Genomic DNA, 15,528 nt, shown 5'->3' on the forward strand with positions numbered 1-15,528 from the left:
AGTTATGCCTGATGACCATAGCAAGTTGGTCCCACCCCTTCCCATCCCGAACAGGACCGTGAAACAACTTTGCGCCGATGATAGTGCTGCAACCAGTGTGAAAGTAGGTTATCGTCAGGCTTGTTATTCGCAGTAGAGAAAAACCCGTCAAGCAATTGGCGGGTTTTTTTTCGTCTGGTGGTTTGATACGCCGCGGTTGGTGTCGGATTACGCGCGTAGCGCTAATCCGACCTACGCTCATAGAACGCCGGGTAGGTCGGATTAGCGTAGCGTAATCCGACAACTCAGCAGCCAATGCAACAGACAAAAAAAGGCAGCGCTACGCGCTGCCTTTTACCCTTTTATTGACCGGCCACCGCCTGCGTGGCGCCGCTCCTGGCGACCCACTCGATCAGCGCATCGACAGCCGCGCGGCCGTTGCCGTTACCGACCAGGTCGCTATTGATCATGGCGACCACCACGCACAGCTGGTTGTTGGCGTCGGGGACATAGCCTGCGATGGCCACCACATTCTTCAATGTTCCCGTCTTGATGCGGGCCCGCGCGGCAGCCGGACTGTTCAACAGGCGCTTGCGCATGGTGCCGTCCAGCGCGACGATGGGCAGGCTGGACTGGAACTCGGGCGCCCACGGGCTTTGCTGCATGGCCTGCAGGACACCGGCCATTTGCGCAGGCGCAATGCGTCCCGTGCGCGACAAGCCGGAACCGTTGTCGACCAGCATGCCCTGGGTGTCGATCTGATGCCGCTGGAACCATTCCTGTATCACTTGCCGCGCACGCGTGGCCGTGTCTTCCGGCAGCGCCATGGCGACGGGGCGGCTACCCAGCCAGCCATCGCTTTGCAAGCTGCCCAGGCTCAGGAACAGGGTGCGGGCCAGGGTATTGTCGGACGTCTTGTTGATATCGCGTAGCACTTCCGGCAAGGCGCGCGCCACGTGGTCGGCCAGCATGCGCGTGCCGACCGGTTCGGCCGTCGGCGGCAAGCCTGTTGCCGGCGCTTCGCGCACCGTGCCCGTGATCGTGCCGCCCAGGCGTTTCCAGGTCGCACGGAACAAGCGGTCTGCGTAATCGTTGCGATCAAGCACATTGATGCTGGTAGCCTTGCTGCAATTTTGCGGGAAGGTGCCATGCAGTATCACTTGCAGCTTGCCGCTCGCATCGCGCCGGTATTCGGGCGGGCGCCAGCCGTCTTCCCATCTGGCGCAACTGCCCTTGATGAGTTTCATGTCACTCGTGATGCTGACGTTCTCGAGCGCCGGTTGCATCAGGATGCTCAATTGCCGCTCCGTCGAGTTCATATTGATATCGAGCAGATTGGTGTTCAGCAGCAAGGCATCGGGGATGACGTTGTAGCGGAACTCGGCCGATTCGTCGAACGGCGGCGCACCAATGTCGGGCCGGGCCGGCTGAAACAGCTGGCGGTCGAGGATCAGGTCGCCCTTGATTTTCACGATGCCTTGCGTGCGCAGGGTTTGCAGCATGTGCTCGAGTACGTCCGCATTGAAATCCGTGTCGGCGCCGCCGCGCAGGATCAAGTCGCCCTTCAGTACGCCATTGATGACGTCGGCGCTGGTGCGCAATTCCGTGCGGCCGCGAAAGATGGGCCCCAGCTGCTCCAGGCCCACGGCCGTCGTCACCAGTTTCATGGTGGAGGCCGGCTGCATGCTGCGCTCGGCCCCATGCGACAACACGGTGGTGTTGCCGCGCAAGACGATGGCGCCCATGGCGTCTTCGGGAATATTCGCGCTGCGCAACAGCAGGCTGACGGATTCGGGCAATTGCGCCTGGGCAGCCGACAGGCCAAGACCCGCCAACAGTGCCGCCATCAGAACAGGACGTAACATGGTGCTCCTTAGTGGAAAAAGACGTAGGCGACAAAGACGGCGGTGATCACGCCAGCCAGATCCGCGATCAGGCCGGCCGTGATGGCATAGCGCGTCTTGCGGATGCCCACCGAGCCGAAATACAGGGCCACGATATAGAAGGTGGTGTCGGCCGAGCCCTGGAAGACGCAAGCCAGGCGGCCGACGAAGGAGTCGACGCCGTAGGTATTCATGGCGTCGATCATCATGGCTTTCGAGCCGGAGCCGCTGAGCGGCTTCATCATGGCCGTCGGCAGCGCGGGCACGAAGTCCGTATTGATGCCCAGGTTGGCGAAGAACCAGTTCATGCCGCTCATCAGGAAATTGAACACGCCCGCGTTGCGGATGACGCTGATGGCCACCAGCATGCCGACCAGGTAGGGAATCACGGTGATCGAGGTCTGGATGCCACCTTTCGCCCCCTCGATGAAGGCGTCATATACGTTCACTTTCTTGCGCAGCGCGCCAATAATAAATATGGCGATCACGCTGATCAGCACCAGGTTGCTGACCACTTTCGAGACCAGCTCGATTTCCTGTTTCGTCAGGTATTGCGTGAAGTACCAGATCATGGCGACGATGGCGCTCGTCATGCCGCCCATCCAGCCCAGCACGACCCGGTTGAGCAAGTTGATGCGCTGCTTGATGGACACCGTGATGATGCCGACCATGGTGGCCACATAGGTGGCGATCATGCACGGGATAAAGATGTCGGACGGGTCGGCCGCGCCGAGGATGGAGCGCTGCGCCATGATGGCCAGCGGAATCAGGGTCAGGCCCGAGGTGTGCAGCACCAGAAACATGATTTGCGCATTCGTCGCCTCTTCCTTGTTCGGGTTCAAGGTTTGCAGGCTTTCCATGGCCTTCAAGCCGAACGGTGTGGCCGCATTGTCCAGGCCCAGCAGGTTGGCCGAGAAATTCATCACCATGTGGCCCGTGGCCGGATGGTCTTTCGGAATTTCCGGGAAGATGCGCGAAAAGAACGGTGCGATCACTTTCGCCAGCCAGCCGACGATGCCCGCCTTTTCGCCGATGTTCATGATGCCGAGCCACAAGGTCATCACACCCGCCAGCGGCAGGGCGATATCCATCACGCCCATACGCGCCGTCTCGAACGTGCCATCGATGATGCGCTTGAAGATATCGGTATCGCCGAGAAACAGCCACTGCAGCACTGCGGCCAGGAAGCCAACGAGGAAAAAGCCGGACCAGATGTAATTAAGTGCCATATGCGATCAGTTCTGTGTGTCGGGAGTGAAAAATGTCTGCAAACAAAGTATAGGGGCAGCCCGATACGAGTTGATGAAAGAATGCAGCAATCGCATGCCAAAAAGTTATAAGCTGGCAGCCTGTTTTCATTGGCGCCCCGCAGCGTGCCCGCGTAGTGTGGGGGATGCCTGTTGCTTACTGCTGTTCCTTACCCTTGTCTGCACTGGATTACTGATGATGTTTTTACGCAAAACCGCCTGCGCCGCCGGCCTGGCCCTGTTGACGCTTTTTACCGTACCGGCCCACGCCGCCGCCGATGCCCGCGCGAACAAGACCTTGCACCTGTTCCTCAGCACCAGCGAGACGGGCCTGGACCCGGCCGTGGCATCGGACCTGGCCAGCCTGAATTTGATGGAAAACATTTTCGATCCCTTGCTGCGCTATGACTACCTGGCGCGCCCTGTGCAGCTGCAGGGCAATACGGCGCGCGCCATGCCGACCGTGGAAGATGGCGGGCGCACCTATACCTTTCACTTACAGCCTGGCATTTTCTTTACGCCCGATCCCGCCTTCAAGGGCAAGCCGCGCGAAGTGACGGCGCAGGATTATGTCTACAGCCTGACGCGGCTGTATGACCCCAGCCTGAAGTCGCCGTGGCTGTTCCTTCTGGAAGACAAGCTGGTGGGCGATGCGGCCCTGAAAACAAAATTCAGTTACGACACGCCGATCGCCGGCTTGCAGGCGCTGGACAAATACACCTTGCGCATCCGCCTGAACGGCGTCGACCCGAACTTCCTGTTTTACCTGGCCATGCCGGCGACCGCTGTGGTGGCGCGCGAAGTGGCCGAAGCGTATCCGGCGGCAGGGCAGATCGGCAACCATCCCGTGGGCACGGGGCCGTTCCTGGTGAAGGAATGGAAACGCAGCGACAAGATCGTGCTGCAGGCCAATTCGACTTTCCGTGCCACCGTGTTCCATACGGAAACCAAGGCGCTGGCCGCCTTGCCCGTCGACGCGCGCGCCATCGCCACAGCGCTGGAAGGCAAGCAATTACCGCTGGTCGAACGCATCGAGGTGCGTATCGTCGAGGAATATCAATCGCGCATGCTGGGTTTTTTGAAAGGCGAGTTCGATTACCTGGAGCAAGTGCCGGAATCGATGACGGATATGGTGCTGGAAAACGGCGCGCTGAAACCGGCGCTGGCCGCCAAGGGCATGCAGCTGACGCGCTTTCCCGTGCTGCAGACGTATTACATGTGGATGAATATGGACGACCCCGTGCTGGGCGGCACGAGCAAGGACAAGCTGGCCCTGCGGCGTGCCATCGCCCTCAGCTACAACAGCCGCGAAGACATCGCGCTGCTGAAAAAGGGGCTGGCTTTGCCGGCCCAGTCGCCGTTGCCACCCAATGTGCTCGGTTACGACAAGAGCTACCGCAGCCCCGTCGGCTACGATCCGGCCCTGGCGCGCGCCCTGCTCGACCGCTTTGGCTACAAGGCGGGTCCAGATGGTTTCCGCACCCAGCCGGACGGCACGCCCTTGATCCTGACCATGCATACGGAGCCGAGCACGGTAGGACGCTTGCGCGACGAATTGTGGCGGCGTAACCTGAATGCCATCGGCGTGCGCGTGGAATTTAAAAGCGACAAGAAGACGGAAATCATCAAGGCCTCGCGTCTGGGCAAGGTGCAGATGTTCGAGACCAACTGGATCGCCGACTTCCCCGATGGTGATAACTTTATGCAATTGTTGTACGGTCCCAACAGTGGCCGCGCCAACTATGCCCGCTTCAACTTGCCCGATTACAATAAACGCTATGAGGAGGCGCGCCTGCTATCCGATACGCCGCGCCGACGCAGTCTGTACTTCGACCTGTTTCAGCTGATCCACGCTTACACGCCGTGGGTGCTGCTGACGCATCCCATCTCTGCCGACCTGCAGCAACCGTGGCTAAAAAACTACAGGCGCCACCCCGTGGAATTCACGTCCTGGCGCTATCTGGACGTGGATAAAGCCAAGGGTAGCCCCGCAGACAAGTGACCATGTCGCTGAAAAGGGCATTCATTCCAAAAAGTTATGGTTAGGAAAGCATTTTTCATTGGCTGGCCGCGGATGCATCGCGCTACTCTGAAAATGAAAACAAATAAAGTCATGCGCAATTGTCATAAAAAAATGTACCGCGAGACAGACGTTGCGACATATCTATACAGCCTGACTTGAGAACTCAAGTTTCGATTGCCCAACAAGGAGAAGACCTGTGAAATTGAAAAAGCTAGCGCAGTTGGTGGCATTGATGGGGGTGGTGGGGCCGGTCGTCGCACAGGAAGCGGCGCCGCCATCGATGCAACGGGTCGAAGTGACGGGCAGCAGCATCAAGCGGGTGGCCAAGGAAGGCGCGTTGCCCGTGCAAGTCATCACCTTTGACCAGATCGAAAAACAGGGCATTACGACGACCGAGCAACTGGTGCGCACCTTGTCAGCGAATGGCACGGGTGCCGATAACATGACTTCGGGCAATAACGTGTTTGGCGCCGATGCCGACAGGGTCAGCGGCGGCGCTTCGTTCGCCTCGCTGCGCGGCCTGGGACCGTCGAGCACGCTGGTGCTGTTGAATGGCCGCCGCATCGCCACGCATGGCGCCAGCGGCAAGTCGGTCGACCTGAACTCGATCCCGCTGGGCGCGATTTCGCGCGTGGAAATTCTCAAGGACGGCGCCTCGGCCATCTATGGCACGGACGCCATCGGCGGCGTGATCAATTTCATTCTGAAAACCAATTACAGCGGTGTGGAAGCGTCCGTCTCCACCAACGACACGCAAGCAGGCGGCGGCGCCACGCGCCGTGCCTCGCTCCTGGCCGGCACGGGTTCGCTCGAAAGCGACCGCTACAACATCATGGCCAGCCTGACCGTCGACAAGGCGCAGCAGCTCAATGGCCGCGACCGCTCTTTCGTCAACGGCTACCAGCCGGGCCGCGGCCTGTCGCCCGATACCACGGGCACGCCGTTTGCCAATCAGATGGCGGGTACCGGAACGGCGCTGGGCACCTCGTTCCAGCTGCCAGGCGATGCGAATAAATACCTGCAAGCCAATCCGCTGAGCTTCCAGGGCAAGTGCGACAGCATCGCCGGCATGTCGCAGTACCAGACGGCACTGTGGAAAGACGTGACCTCGCCGCTGCGCACCACGTATTCCTGCGCGTATGACTATGGCGCCGACTATGTGCTGCAATTCCCCGTCGAACGGGCCAATCTGTTGTCGCGCGGTACGTTCCAGCTGGCGCCCGACCACCGCATGTTTGTCGAAGTGCTCGGTTCGCGCACCAAGGCCACGGCCATTTTGACGCCGATGCAGGTGCAGGCGACTGTTGCCAACAAGAATTTGTATCCGGTCGGCGGCGCGTATTACCAGGACCTGTCGGCCTACATCCCCTCGTTCGACAGGACCAAGCCGATTTCCTACAAATGGCGCGCCAATGACGTGGGCAACCGCACGCAGGAAAACACCACCGACAATGCCCGCGTGCTGGTGGGCTTTGAAGGTAACTTTGGCAAGTGGGATTACAAGGCCGGCATTTCTCGCGCCGAAAGCAGCACCAAGACCAAGCTGACGGATGGCTATTCCTACACGGACAAGCTGTACGCGGCATTGGCCAGCGGCATCATCAATCCATGGGTGGGCGCCGGCCAGAGCCAGACGGAAGCGGCCAAGCAATTGATCGAATCGACCAAGTTCCGTGGCGACTTCCAGCACGGCAAGACGACCCTGACGCAGATCGACGGTTCCGTTTCGGGCGAGCTGTTCCAGCTGCCGGCCGGTGCCTTGGCCATGGCGGCCGGTTTTGACTTGCGCCGCGAAGGTTACAGCTTTGCGCAAGACGTCGATGCCACGCAGATTTTGCTGTCGCCAGGCAATGCCGCACTAAAAGATGCCAGCCGTACCGTCAAGGCCGTGTATGCCGAGCTGCTGGTGCCGGTCACGAAGGACCTGGAAATGCAACTGGCCATCCGCCGCGACGATTACAGCCTGGTGGGCGCGACGACGAATCCGAAATTGGCCTTCCGCTACCAGCCGACCGACTTCCTGCTGTTCCGTGGTTCGGCCAGCAAGGGTTTCCTCGCACCAAGCTTCCAGCAGCTGTATTCCGGTTCGCTGAGCCAGGAGTTGCCGAACGGCGTGATCGATCAGGAAGGCTGCGCCAAGCATCCGGGCGTGCCCGAGTACTGCGCCATCGACCGCCTCGACTACAGGACGGGCGGCAACACGAACCTGAAGCCGGAAACGTCGAAGCAGGGCAGCGTCGGTTTTGTCATTGAGCCATTCAAGGGCTATTCGGCCTCGTTCGACTACTGGGCCATCAATACCAAGGACCGCATCCTGAACCGCACGCCGCAAATCGTGCTTGCCAACTACCAGGCGCTGAACCAGTACATCCACCGCAATCCGGATGGCACCATCGAGTACGTGCAGGCGGGCTGGATCAATGCGGCAGGCAGCCGCGTGCGCGGCCTCGACGTGGGCTTGCGTGGCGAAGGCAAGATCCAGGACGCAAAATGGACGGCGACCCTGGATGGCACGTATATGGACAGCTTCAAGTTTGCGGAATACCAGGGCCAGGAATACCAGGAACTGGTTGGCAAGTTTTACACGCGCGATCTGTACCTGCGCTGGAAACACAATGCCAGCTTTGGCGTGTCGCGCGGCGACTGGAGCGGTTTGCTGATCCAGAGTTTTTCATCGGGCTACAAGGACCAGTTGCCGAACGGCGGCAAGGGGGCGCCGCCACCGGGCTTCAAGCCGGACGTGTCCAGCTACACCACGTATAACTTGTCGGGCACGTACACGGGCTTCAAAAATACGACGATTACCGTGGGCATCCAGAACTTGTTCGACCGCGATCCGCCATTCACCGCGCACAACGTGGATGAAGTGGTCGGCGCCGGCTGGGACCCGCGCGTGGCCGACCCACGCGGCCGTTCGCTGTCGTTCCAGCTGAAGTACAAGTTCATGTAAGGCAACCATGCCGGCGGCGATCCCGCTGGCGTGCTAACCTCGTGCGGCGGCGCCTGGCGTCGCCGTTTTTATTCCAGGAAAGGGTCGCATGTCCAGTCAGACCAATCTCAGCCGGCGCCGCTTCGGCGGCTTGCTGGCCGCCACTTTGGGGGCGGCAGGCACACCGGCGTGGGCGGCGGCCACGCAAGGGAAGGGCAAACGCATGCAACAGCAACACGCATTGATCAAGCCGGCGCGTTTGCGCCAGGGCGACCTGGTCGCCATCATCGCACCGGGCGGTTTTACGGATGAAGACGCCATCGCCAAGGCCGTGCGCAATATCGAATCGCTGGGATTGCGCGCCAGCCTGGGCGCCAATATCCGCGCCGTGCACGGCAATTATGCGGGCACGGTGCAGCAACGCCTCGACGACTTGCACGCGGCGTTCCGCGACCCGGACGTCAAGGCCGTGTGGGCCATCCGCGGCGGCTCCGGCTGCATTTCGCTGCTGGCGCTGCTCGATTACGCCTTGATCCGCGCCAACCCGAAAGTGCTGATCGGTTATTCCGACATCACGGCCCTGCACCTGGCCATCGCCCGCCAGACGGGTCTGGTGACCTTCCACGGCCCCGTGGCCTCGTCCACGTTTTCCGAGTACACGGTGACGCAGCTGCAAAACGTGCTGATGACGCCGCAAGAGCAGTACACGATCCCGATGGCGCTCGACAATCACCGCCGCGCGCAGACGCAGCCGAACTTTGCCATCCGCACCGTGCACGGCGGCCAGGCGACGGGGCGCTTGACGGGTGGCAACCTGTGCATGGTCAGCGCGCTGGCCGGCACGCCGTATGCGGCCGATTTCCGCCAGCATATTTTGTTCCTTGAAGAAATCAACGAAGTGCCCTACCGCATCGACCGCATGCTGTGCCAGCTCGACTTGTCCGTGGGGTTCAACAAGGCGGCGGCCTTGATGCTGGGCATCTTCGAGCATTGCGAGGCGGCCGAGGGCGATACCGCGCTGACCCTCGACGCCACCGTGGACCAGCATCTGCAGCCCTTGCGCGTGCCAGCCGTCAGCGGCTATTCGTTTGGCCACATCCGCCACCAGTTCACGCTACCGATGGGCATCCTCGCCACCCTGGATGCGGACCGGCAAACCTTGACCTTATTGGAGCCGGCCGTCTGTTAGCGTACGGTGCAGCGGGGCGATTGTCAGTATGCTAGTGTGAATGCAGGCGTGGCACGAGGCCGCGCCGCCTTCTTCACCGTACCCGACATGATCAACCGCCACGCCAGTACCTACATCCTCAGCCACCCGCTGGCCTTCGTGCTGCAGGTGCTGAAGGGTTTCCGCGCCAACCAGGGCTTGCTGCTGGCGGGCGCCGTCGCGTACTACTCGCTGCTGTCCATCGTGCCCCTGCTGATGCTGGTGGTGGTGGCCCTGTCGCACGTGATCGCGCAGGACGAATTGCTGCAAACCATAGGTCATTACCTGGAATGGCTGGTACCCGGGCAATCGAAAGCCATCGTGGCCGAGGTCGCGCATTTCCTCAACAACCGGGGCGTGATCGGCTGGCTCTTGCTGCTGACCATGCTGTTTTTCAGTTCCTTGGCGTTTACCGTGCTGGAAAACGCCATGAGCGTGATCTTCATCCACCGCGTGGCCATCCGCCGCCGCCATTTCCTCATTTCCGCCGTGCTGCCGTATTGCTACATCCTGTGCCTGGGTATCGGTATTTTGCTGATCACCCTGGTGGCGGGCAGCCTGCAAGTGATGGGGGAGGAAAGCGTGCGTTTCTTGCGCCACGACTGGGGCCTGGAAGGGGTATCGGGCGTGCTGCTGTATTTGCTGGGGCTGGCTGGCGAAATCCTCGTGCTCAGCTCGATCTACCTGGTCATGCCGGTGGGGCGATTATCGATTACGCATGCGTTGATCGGCGGCGTGACGGCGGCCCTGCTGTGGGAAATCGCGCGGCACGTGCTGGTCTGGTATTTCTCCACCTTGTCGCAGGTGAATATCGTGTATGGCTCGATGACGACGGCCATCGTCGTCATGTTCAGCCTGGAGATCGGCGCGACCTTGCTGCTGCTGGGCGCGCAAGTGATTTCCGAATACGAAAGAGTGGCCCGTGGCGGCGAAGAGGACAAGCCGCTGGCGCTAAGGACTTGATTTAAAAAGATTATTGCACCGCACAAAAAGCTGTGCTATACTCCGTTCAGTGATTGAGATTTGGCAGCAAATTATCTCACCATCCAGTTTCAGCGCGGCGACCGACAGGTGTAATGTCGATGGCGTGACAGTGCGAAGAAATGGATTTTGTAATTCCGGATACGATGGTCGATTTACACTTGGAGTCACCATGCAGATAGCATGGGAGTCCGAAAATCAGGAGGCACTTTGCAGATAGCACTGGCGTCCATGACACGATTAAAGCATTGGTAATACATTGGAACAAGCCCGCGTTTTAGCGGGCTTTTTTTCGTCTATTGAAAACCCAACGGCGTAACCCCGGGGTCGTACCCTGCAGGGTACGACCCCAGCATCTGCCCTGGGGTTTATAGGGCCCGCGCTATCAAAATCTTCTGAATATCGCTGGTCCCCTCATAAATCTGGCACACGCGCACATCGCGGTAGATGCGCTCGACGGGGAAGTCGGATACATAGCCATAGCCGCCGTGCACCTGGATGGCGTCCGAGCACACTTTTTCCGCCATTTCCGACGCAAACAGCTTGGCCATGGCCGCTTCCTTCAGGCACGGCAAGCCCGCATCCTTCATGGCTGCCGCGTGGCGTATCAGCTGGCGCGCCGCTTCGATCTGTGTCGCCATGTCGGCCAGGCGGAACTGCACGGCCTGGTGTTCATAGATGGGCTTGCCGAAACTTTCCCGGTCGCGCGCATAGCTCAGGGCCGCCTCATACGCGGCGCGCGCCATGCCCACGGCTTGCGAGGCGATGCCGATGCGTCCGCCTTCCAGGCCGGACAGGGCGATCTTGTAGCCTTGCCCTTCTTCGCCTATCAGATTTTCCGCAGGGATGCGGCAATTGTCGAACAAGATTTGCGCCGTGTCCGACGAGTGCTGGCCCATCTTCTGTTCCAGTCCCGCCACGATGTAGCCAGGCGTGTTCGTTGGTACCCAGAAGGCGCTGATGCCGCGCTTGCCGGCCGCCTTGTCGGTGACGGCCATGACGATGGCCACGTCCGCATATTTTCCACTGGTAATGAACTGCTTGGTACCGTTGATTACATACTCATTGCCGTCGCGCGTGGCCGTCGTGCGCAGGGCCGAGGCATCGCTGCCCGTGTGCGGTTCCGTCAGGCAAAACGCACCGAGCATCGTGCCTTGCGCCAGCGGGCGCAGCCATTGTTCCTTTTGCGCGTCGTTGGCGTACATCATGGCGATGCTGCACACGGGGCAATTGTTGACGGAAATGATAGTCGAGGTGCCGCCATCGCCGGCGGCGATTTCTTCCAGCACCAGGGCCAGCGACACATAGTCGAGGCCGGCGCCACCGAGCGCTTCCGGCACGGCCACGCCAAAGGCGCCCAGCGCGGCCAGTTCCTGCAATTCTTCTTTCGGGAAATGATGTTCCTTGTCCCAGCGGGCCGCGTTGGGCGCCAGGCGTTCGCGCGAAAAACTGCGCAGCGCTTCCTGGATCATCGATTGTTCTTCATTGAGTATCATGGGACGTCGTCTCGTTTGTTTTTATGGTGGGTGGTGGAATTACCAGGCGATGGGCTTGCCATCGTAATTGCGGAACACGGCCTTGTCCGTGGCCGGCAGGCTGGCCAGGGTGGCGCGGATGCCGGCGGCGCTTTCCTCTGGCGAAATATCGGCGCCGGCGCCGCCCATGTCCGTGCGCACCCAGCCCGGGTGGAAAGCCACGCAGCTGACGCCTTGCGGGCCATGCACGAGGGACGTGTCGATCAGCACGGAATTCAAGGCGGCCTTGCTGGCGCGGTACAACGAACCGCTGGGGTTGCCCCGCTCGCTCAAGTAGCCCATGTGCGAGGACAGCACGGCCAGTTTCCCTTTGGCATTGCCTACCAGCGGCGCCAGGATCGGCAGCAGCCGCATGGCCGCCAGCACGTTTGTGTGCATGACGGCATCGAAATCTTCTTGCGTGGGGGTACCATCGTGGCGCGGGCCATACACGCCCGCGTTGAGGATGGCCACGTCGAGCTTTTCATCGTCGAGCTTCCAGCCCAGGCCGGCACAGCCTTCCACATCCGTCACGTCGAGCCGGTGCGCTTCGGCACCCAGTTGCGTGAGGGCGTCGCAAGCGTCTTGCGTGCGCGCCGTGGCAATCACTCGCCAGCCGTCGTGGCGGTATTGATGGACGATTTCGTGGCCGATGCCGCGCGAGGCGCCGATGATCAATGCGGTAGGCATGTCTTTCTCCCTGAGTAATCAATGAAAAGGCGCGCAGCGTACGTGACTACGCCGCGCGCGCCTGTCGTCAACAGAGCAGCTTATACCAGTTCGATTGCCATCGCCGTCGCTTCGCCGCCGCCGATGCACAGGGCCGCCACGCCGCGCTTGCCGCCGGTTTTTTTCAAGGCACCCAGCAGGGTGACGATGATGCGCGCGCCCGAGGCGCCGATCGGGTGGCCCAGCGCGCACGCGCCGCCGTGGATGTTGATCTTGCTGTGCGGAATGTCGAGGTCGTGCATTGCGGCCATCGGCACGGCCGCGAACGCTTCATTGATCTCGAATAAATCGACATTGCTGCTGCTCCAGCCCGTCTTGGCGTACAGCTTTTTCACCGCGCCGATGGGGGCCGTGGTGAATTCGTTCGGCGCCTGCGCATGCGTGGCGTGGCCGTGGATTTTCGCGATGACGGTGCAGCCGAGTTTTTTCGCCGTCGATTCGCGCATCAGCACCAGGGCTGCCGCGCCATCGTTGATCGATGAAGACGAGGCGGCCGTGATCGTGCCATCCTTCTTGAACGCCGCTTTCAAGGTCGGAATTTTTTCCAGGCGGGCTTTTTGCGGGCCTTCATCGATGCTGACGATGGTGTCGCCGCCGCGACCGGAAACGGTCACGGGTGCGATTTCCCACTCGAAACTGCCATCCTTGGTGGCCGCCTGCGCGCGCTTCACGGATTCGATGGCGAACGCATCCTGCGCTTCGCGCGTGAAGTGGTACTGGCTGGCGCACTCTTCGGCAAACGTGCCCATCGAGCGGGCATTGCCCTTTTCATCGCGGCTGTAGGCGTCTTCCAGGCCATCCATCATCATGTGGTCATAGATCATGCCATGGCCGATACGGTAGCCGCCGCGCGCCTTCGGCACCAGGTAAGGGGCGTTGGTCATCGATTCCATGCCGCCCGCCACCACCACGTCGGCGCTGCCGGCCAGCAAGGTGTCATGCGCGAACATGGTCGTCTGCATGGCCGAGCCGCACATTTTCGACAGGGTCACGGCGCCCGTGGAATCGGGCAAGCCGGCCTTGCGCAAGGCTTGGCGCGCGGGCGCCTGGCCTTGGCCTGCCATCAGGCAATTGCCGAAATACACGTGTTCAACGGCGTCCGGCGCCACGCCGGCCCGTTCGACGGCGGCGCGGATGGCCACGGCGCCCAGGTCGCTGGCGGTGACGTTGGCAAAGTCGCCCTGGAAGGCGCCCATGGGGGTGCGCGCGGCACCGACGATTACGACTGGATCATTCATGTTGGATCTCCGGTTAAGGGTGGGGAGGGTGACTGCATACAAAAACGTAGGTGCTGCGGATACGGGAAGACGTCCTCGATATGGCCGTCTTCGATGCGCTGCTTGCGCGCCTGCCAATATTGCGCCGTCAGCAGGTCGGCATGGTGCTGCATGAAATAGCGGCGGATGCGGGGATTGCCCAGCAGGAAGGTGCCGAATTGTTCGGGAAACACGTCGTGCTTGCCGATGGGATACCACGGTTCGGCCGACATTTCTTCCTCCTCCGTGCGCGCCTCGGGGATGACGCGGAACTGGCAATCGGTGATGTACTCGATTTCATCGTAATCGTAAAAAACGACGCGCTGATGACGGGTCACGCCAAAGTTTTTATACAGCATGTCGCCCGGGAAAATATTCGCCGCCACCAATTCCTTGATGGCGTTGCCGTACTCGACGATGGCGTGTTCGACCAGGTCATCGCGGCCTTCCTTTTCGGCATTGCTCAGCCACATGTTCAGCGGCACCATGCGCCGCTCGATGTACAGGTGGCGGATGATGATCTGCTCGTGGTCTTCTTCGATCAGCGAGGGGGCGAACTGTTTCAGCTCGGCCAGCAATTCCTCGGCAAAACGGGCGCGGGGAAAGGCCACGTTGGAATACTCGAGCGTGTCGGCCATGCGGCCCACCCGGTCGTGGTGTTTTACCAGCAAATACTTTTGCTGGACTTGCGCGCGCGTGGTTTCCTTGGGCGGCGGGAAAAAATCCTTGATGACCTTGAAAACATACGGAAACGAGGGCAGGGCAAACACCAGCATCACGAGGCCGCGGATGCCGGGCGCGCTTTCGAAGTGGTCTGACGAGTGTTTCAGATGCTGCAGGTAGTCGCGGTAAAACAAGGTCTTGCCCTGTTTTTGCAAACCCAATATCGTATAGATTTCGCTGCGCGGTTTGCGCGGCAGCAAGCTGCGCAGGAATTGCACATAGGCCGACGGCACTTCCATATCGACCAGGAAATACGCGCGGGTAAATGAAAACAGCACGGCGATCTGCTGGTGCTCGAACAGCACCGTGTCCAGCACGAGCTTGCCGTGGCGGTTGTGCAGGATGGGCACGACGAACGGATATTCGCGGTTGCCGTTGATGCCCTTGCCGACCAGATAGGCACCCTTGTTGCGGTAGAACAAACTGGTCAAGACCTGGATCTGGTGGTTCGGCTCGATCCGGTCGCCGCCGAACAGCTGCTGCAGCCGCGCTTCCACCTGGGCCACGTCACGCTCGAGGTTGGCAAATGCGCAGTCCAGTTGGAAGTTGCTCACCATGCGCGTCAGGGTGTGGCGCAAGCCATCCTGGCCCGGGTAGTACACGCGGTAGGTGGGGGCGGGATCCTGCGTTTCGATGTATTCGGTGGAAACGACGGGGCGCACGAAAATATAGTCGTTATTGAAATACGTGCGGTGCAGGATGTTGCAACAGACGGAATTGAAGAAGGTTTCCGCCAGTTCCGGCTGCTTGTGCTCCGTCAGCATGCCGATGTAGTGCAACTTGAGTTCGCGCCACACTTCGTCGCTCAACTCCGACTCTTCGTACTCATCTTCGAGCATCTGCACGCATTCCTGCACGCGCTTGTCATAATAATCGATGCGTTCGCGGGCCGCCGTCTGCGCCGCGGCCCAGGCGCCTTGCTCGAAATACTGCTTGGCTTGCTGGCTTGTTTCGCGGAACAAGCGGTAATGCTTGTCGAAGCCGTCGCGGATGGTGCGCGCGATATCGAATGCAATCTGGGAAGAGAGCAATTTGGGGAAGGCAATTTGCGTCATGT

The 15,528-nt window shown here is 60.6% G+C and carries 10 protein-coding genes and 1 rRNA gene; 5 read left to right on the top strand and 6 right to left on the bottom strand.

What is annotated here, in order from left to right; genetic code table 11:
• Positions 1 to 7 precede the first annotated feature (7 nt).
• Positions 8 to 120 (top strand): 5S ribosomal RNA (gene rrf, locus MRBLMS1_RS28090).
• Between the two features lie 221 nt (positions 121 to 341).
• Here rrf and dacB read toward each other — a convergent pair.
• Positions 342 to 1,844 (bottom strand): D-alanyl-D-alanine carboxypeptidase/D-alanyl-D-alanine endopeptidase, encoded by a 1,503-nt coding sequence (dacB, locus tag MRBLMS1_RS28095; RefSeq protein WP_485883620.1) that lies wholly within the window; start codon positions 1,842 to 1,844, stop codon positions 342 to 344.
• Positions 1,845 to 1,852: 8 nt separating this feature from the next.
• A complete protein-coding gene (locus MRBLMS1_RS28100; RefSeq protein ID WP_034753725.1) occupies positions 1,853 to 3,091 on the bottom strand; it encodes a nucleoside recognition domain-containing protein in 1,239 nt (412 codons plus the stop codon).
• A 214-nt stretch (positions 3,092 to 3,305) separates the two neighbouring features.
• Here MRBLMS1_RS28100 and MRBLMS1_RS28105 point away from each other — a divergent pair, with 214 nt between their 5' ends.
• The 4 genes from MRBLMS1_RS28105 to MRBLMS1_RS28120 all read left to right on the top strand — a co-directional run bounded on the left by MRBLMS1_RS28105 (position 3,306) and on the right by MRBLMS1_RS28120 (position 10,231).
• Positions 3,306 to 5,111: an ABC transporter substrate-binding protein gene (locus tag MRBLMS1_RS28105; RefSeq protein WP_485883623.1), complete on the top strand. Its 1,806-nt coding sequence runs from the start codon at positions 3,306 to 3,308 to the stop codon at positions 5,109 to 5,111.
• 217 nt (positions 5,112 to 5,328) lie between these two features.
• Positions 5,329 to 8,082, top strand: coding sequence for a TonB-dependent receptor (locus tag MRBLMS1_RS28110; protein ID WP_485883625.1), 2,754 nt, complete (start codon positions 5,329 to 5,331; stop codon positions 8,080 to 8,082).
• Positions 8,083 to 8,170: 88 nt separating this feature from the next.
• On the top strand, positions 8,171 to 9,250 hold the full coding sequence (locus MRBLMS1_RS28115; RefSeq protein WP_456148051.1) for a S66 peptidase family protein: 1,080 nt from the start codon (positions 8,171 to 8,173) through the stop codon (positions 9,248 to 9,250).
• Positions 9,251 to 9,337: 87 nt separating this feature from the next.
• Positions 9,338 to 10,231: a YihY/virulence factor BrkB family protein gene (locus MRBLMS1_RS28120; RefSeq protein ID WP_034753736.1), complete on the top strand. Its 894-nt coding sequence runs from the start codon at positions 9,338 to 9,340 to the stop codon at positions 10,229 to 10,231.
• Positions 10,232 to 10,617: 386 nt separating this feature from the next.
• On the opposite strand, the gene MRBLMS1_RS28125 is transcribed toward MRBLMS1_RS28120, so the two are convergent.
• The 4 genes from MRBLMS1_RS28125 to aceK form a co-directional block, all read right to left on the bottom strand.
• Positions 10,618 to 11,745, bottom strand: a complete 1,128-nt coding sequence (locus tag MRBLMS1_RS28125; RefSeq protein WP_485883627.1) for an acyl-CoA dehydrogenase family protein — start codon at positions 11,743 to 11,745, stop codon at positions 10,618 to 10,620.
• Between the two features lie 39 nt (positions 11,746 to 11,784).
• A complete protein-coding gene (locus MRBLMS1_RS28130; RefSeq protein ID WP_485883629.1) occupies positions 11,785 to 12,453 on the bottom strand; it encodes an SDR family oxidoreductase in 669 nt (222 codons plus the stop codon).
• An 80-nt stretch (positions 12,454 to 12,533) separates the two neighbouring features.
• Positions 12,534 to 13,730 (bottom strand): acetyl-CoA C-acyltransferase, encoded by a 1,197-nt coding sequence (locus MRBLMS1_RS28135; protein ID WP_331778953.1) that lies wholly within the window; start codon positions 13,728 to 13,730, stop codon positions 12,534 to 12,536.
• Positions 13,727 to 15,526 (bottom strand): bifunctional isocitrate dehydrogenase kinase/phosphatase, encoded by a 1,800-nt coding sequence (aceK, locus tag MRBLMS1_RS28140; RefSeq protein ID WP_485883632.1) that lies wholly within the window; start codon positions 15,524 to 15,526, stop codon positions 13,727 to 13,729. The genes MRBLMS1_RS28135 and aceK overlap by 4 nt, the downstream gene beginning before the upstream one ends.
• Positions 15,527 to 15,528 lie beyond the last annotated feature (2 nt).

It is taken from the genome of Massilia sp. LMS1-1-1.1, assembly GCF_040815535.1.
Lineage (GTDB): Bacteria > Pseudomonadota > Gammaproteobacteria > Burkholderiales > Burkholderiaceae_D > Janthinobacterium > Janthinobacterium aestuarii.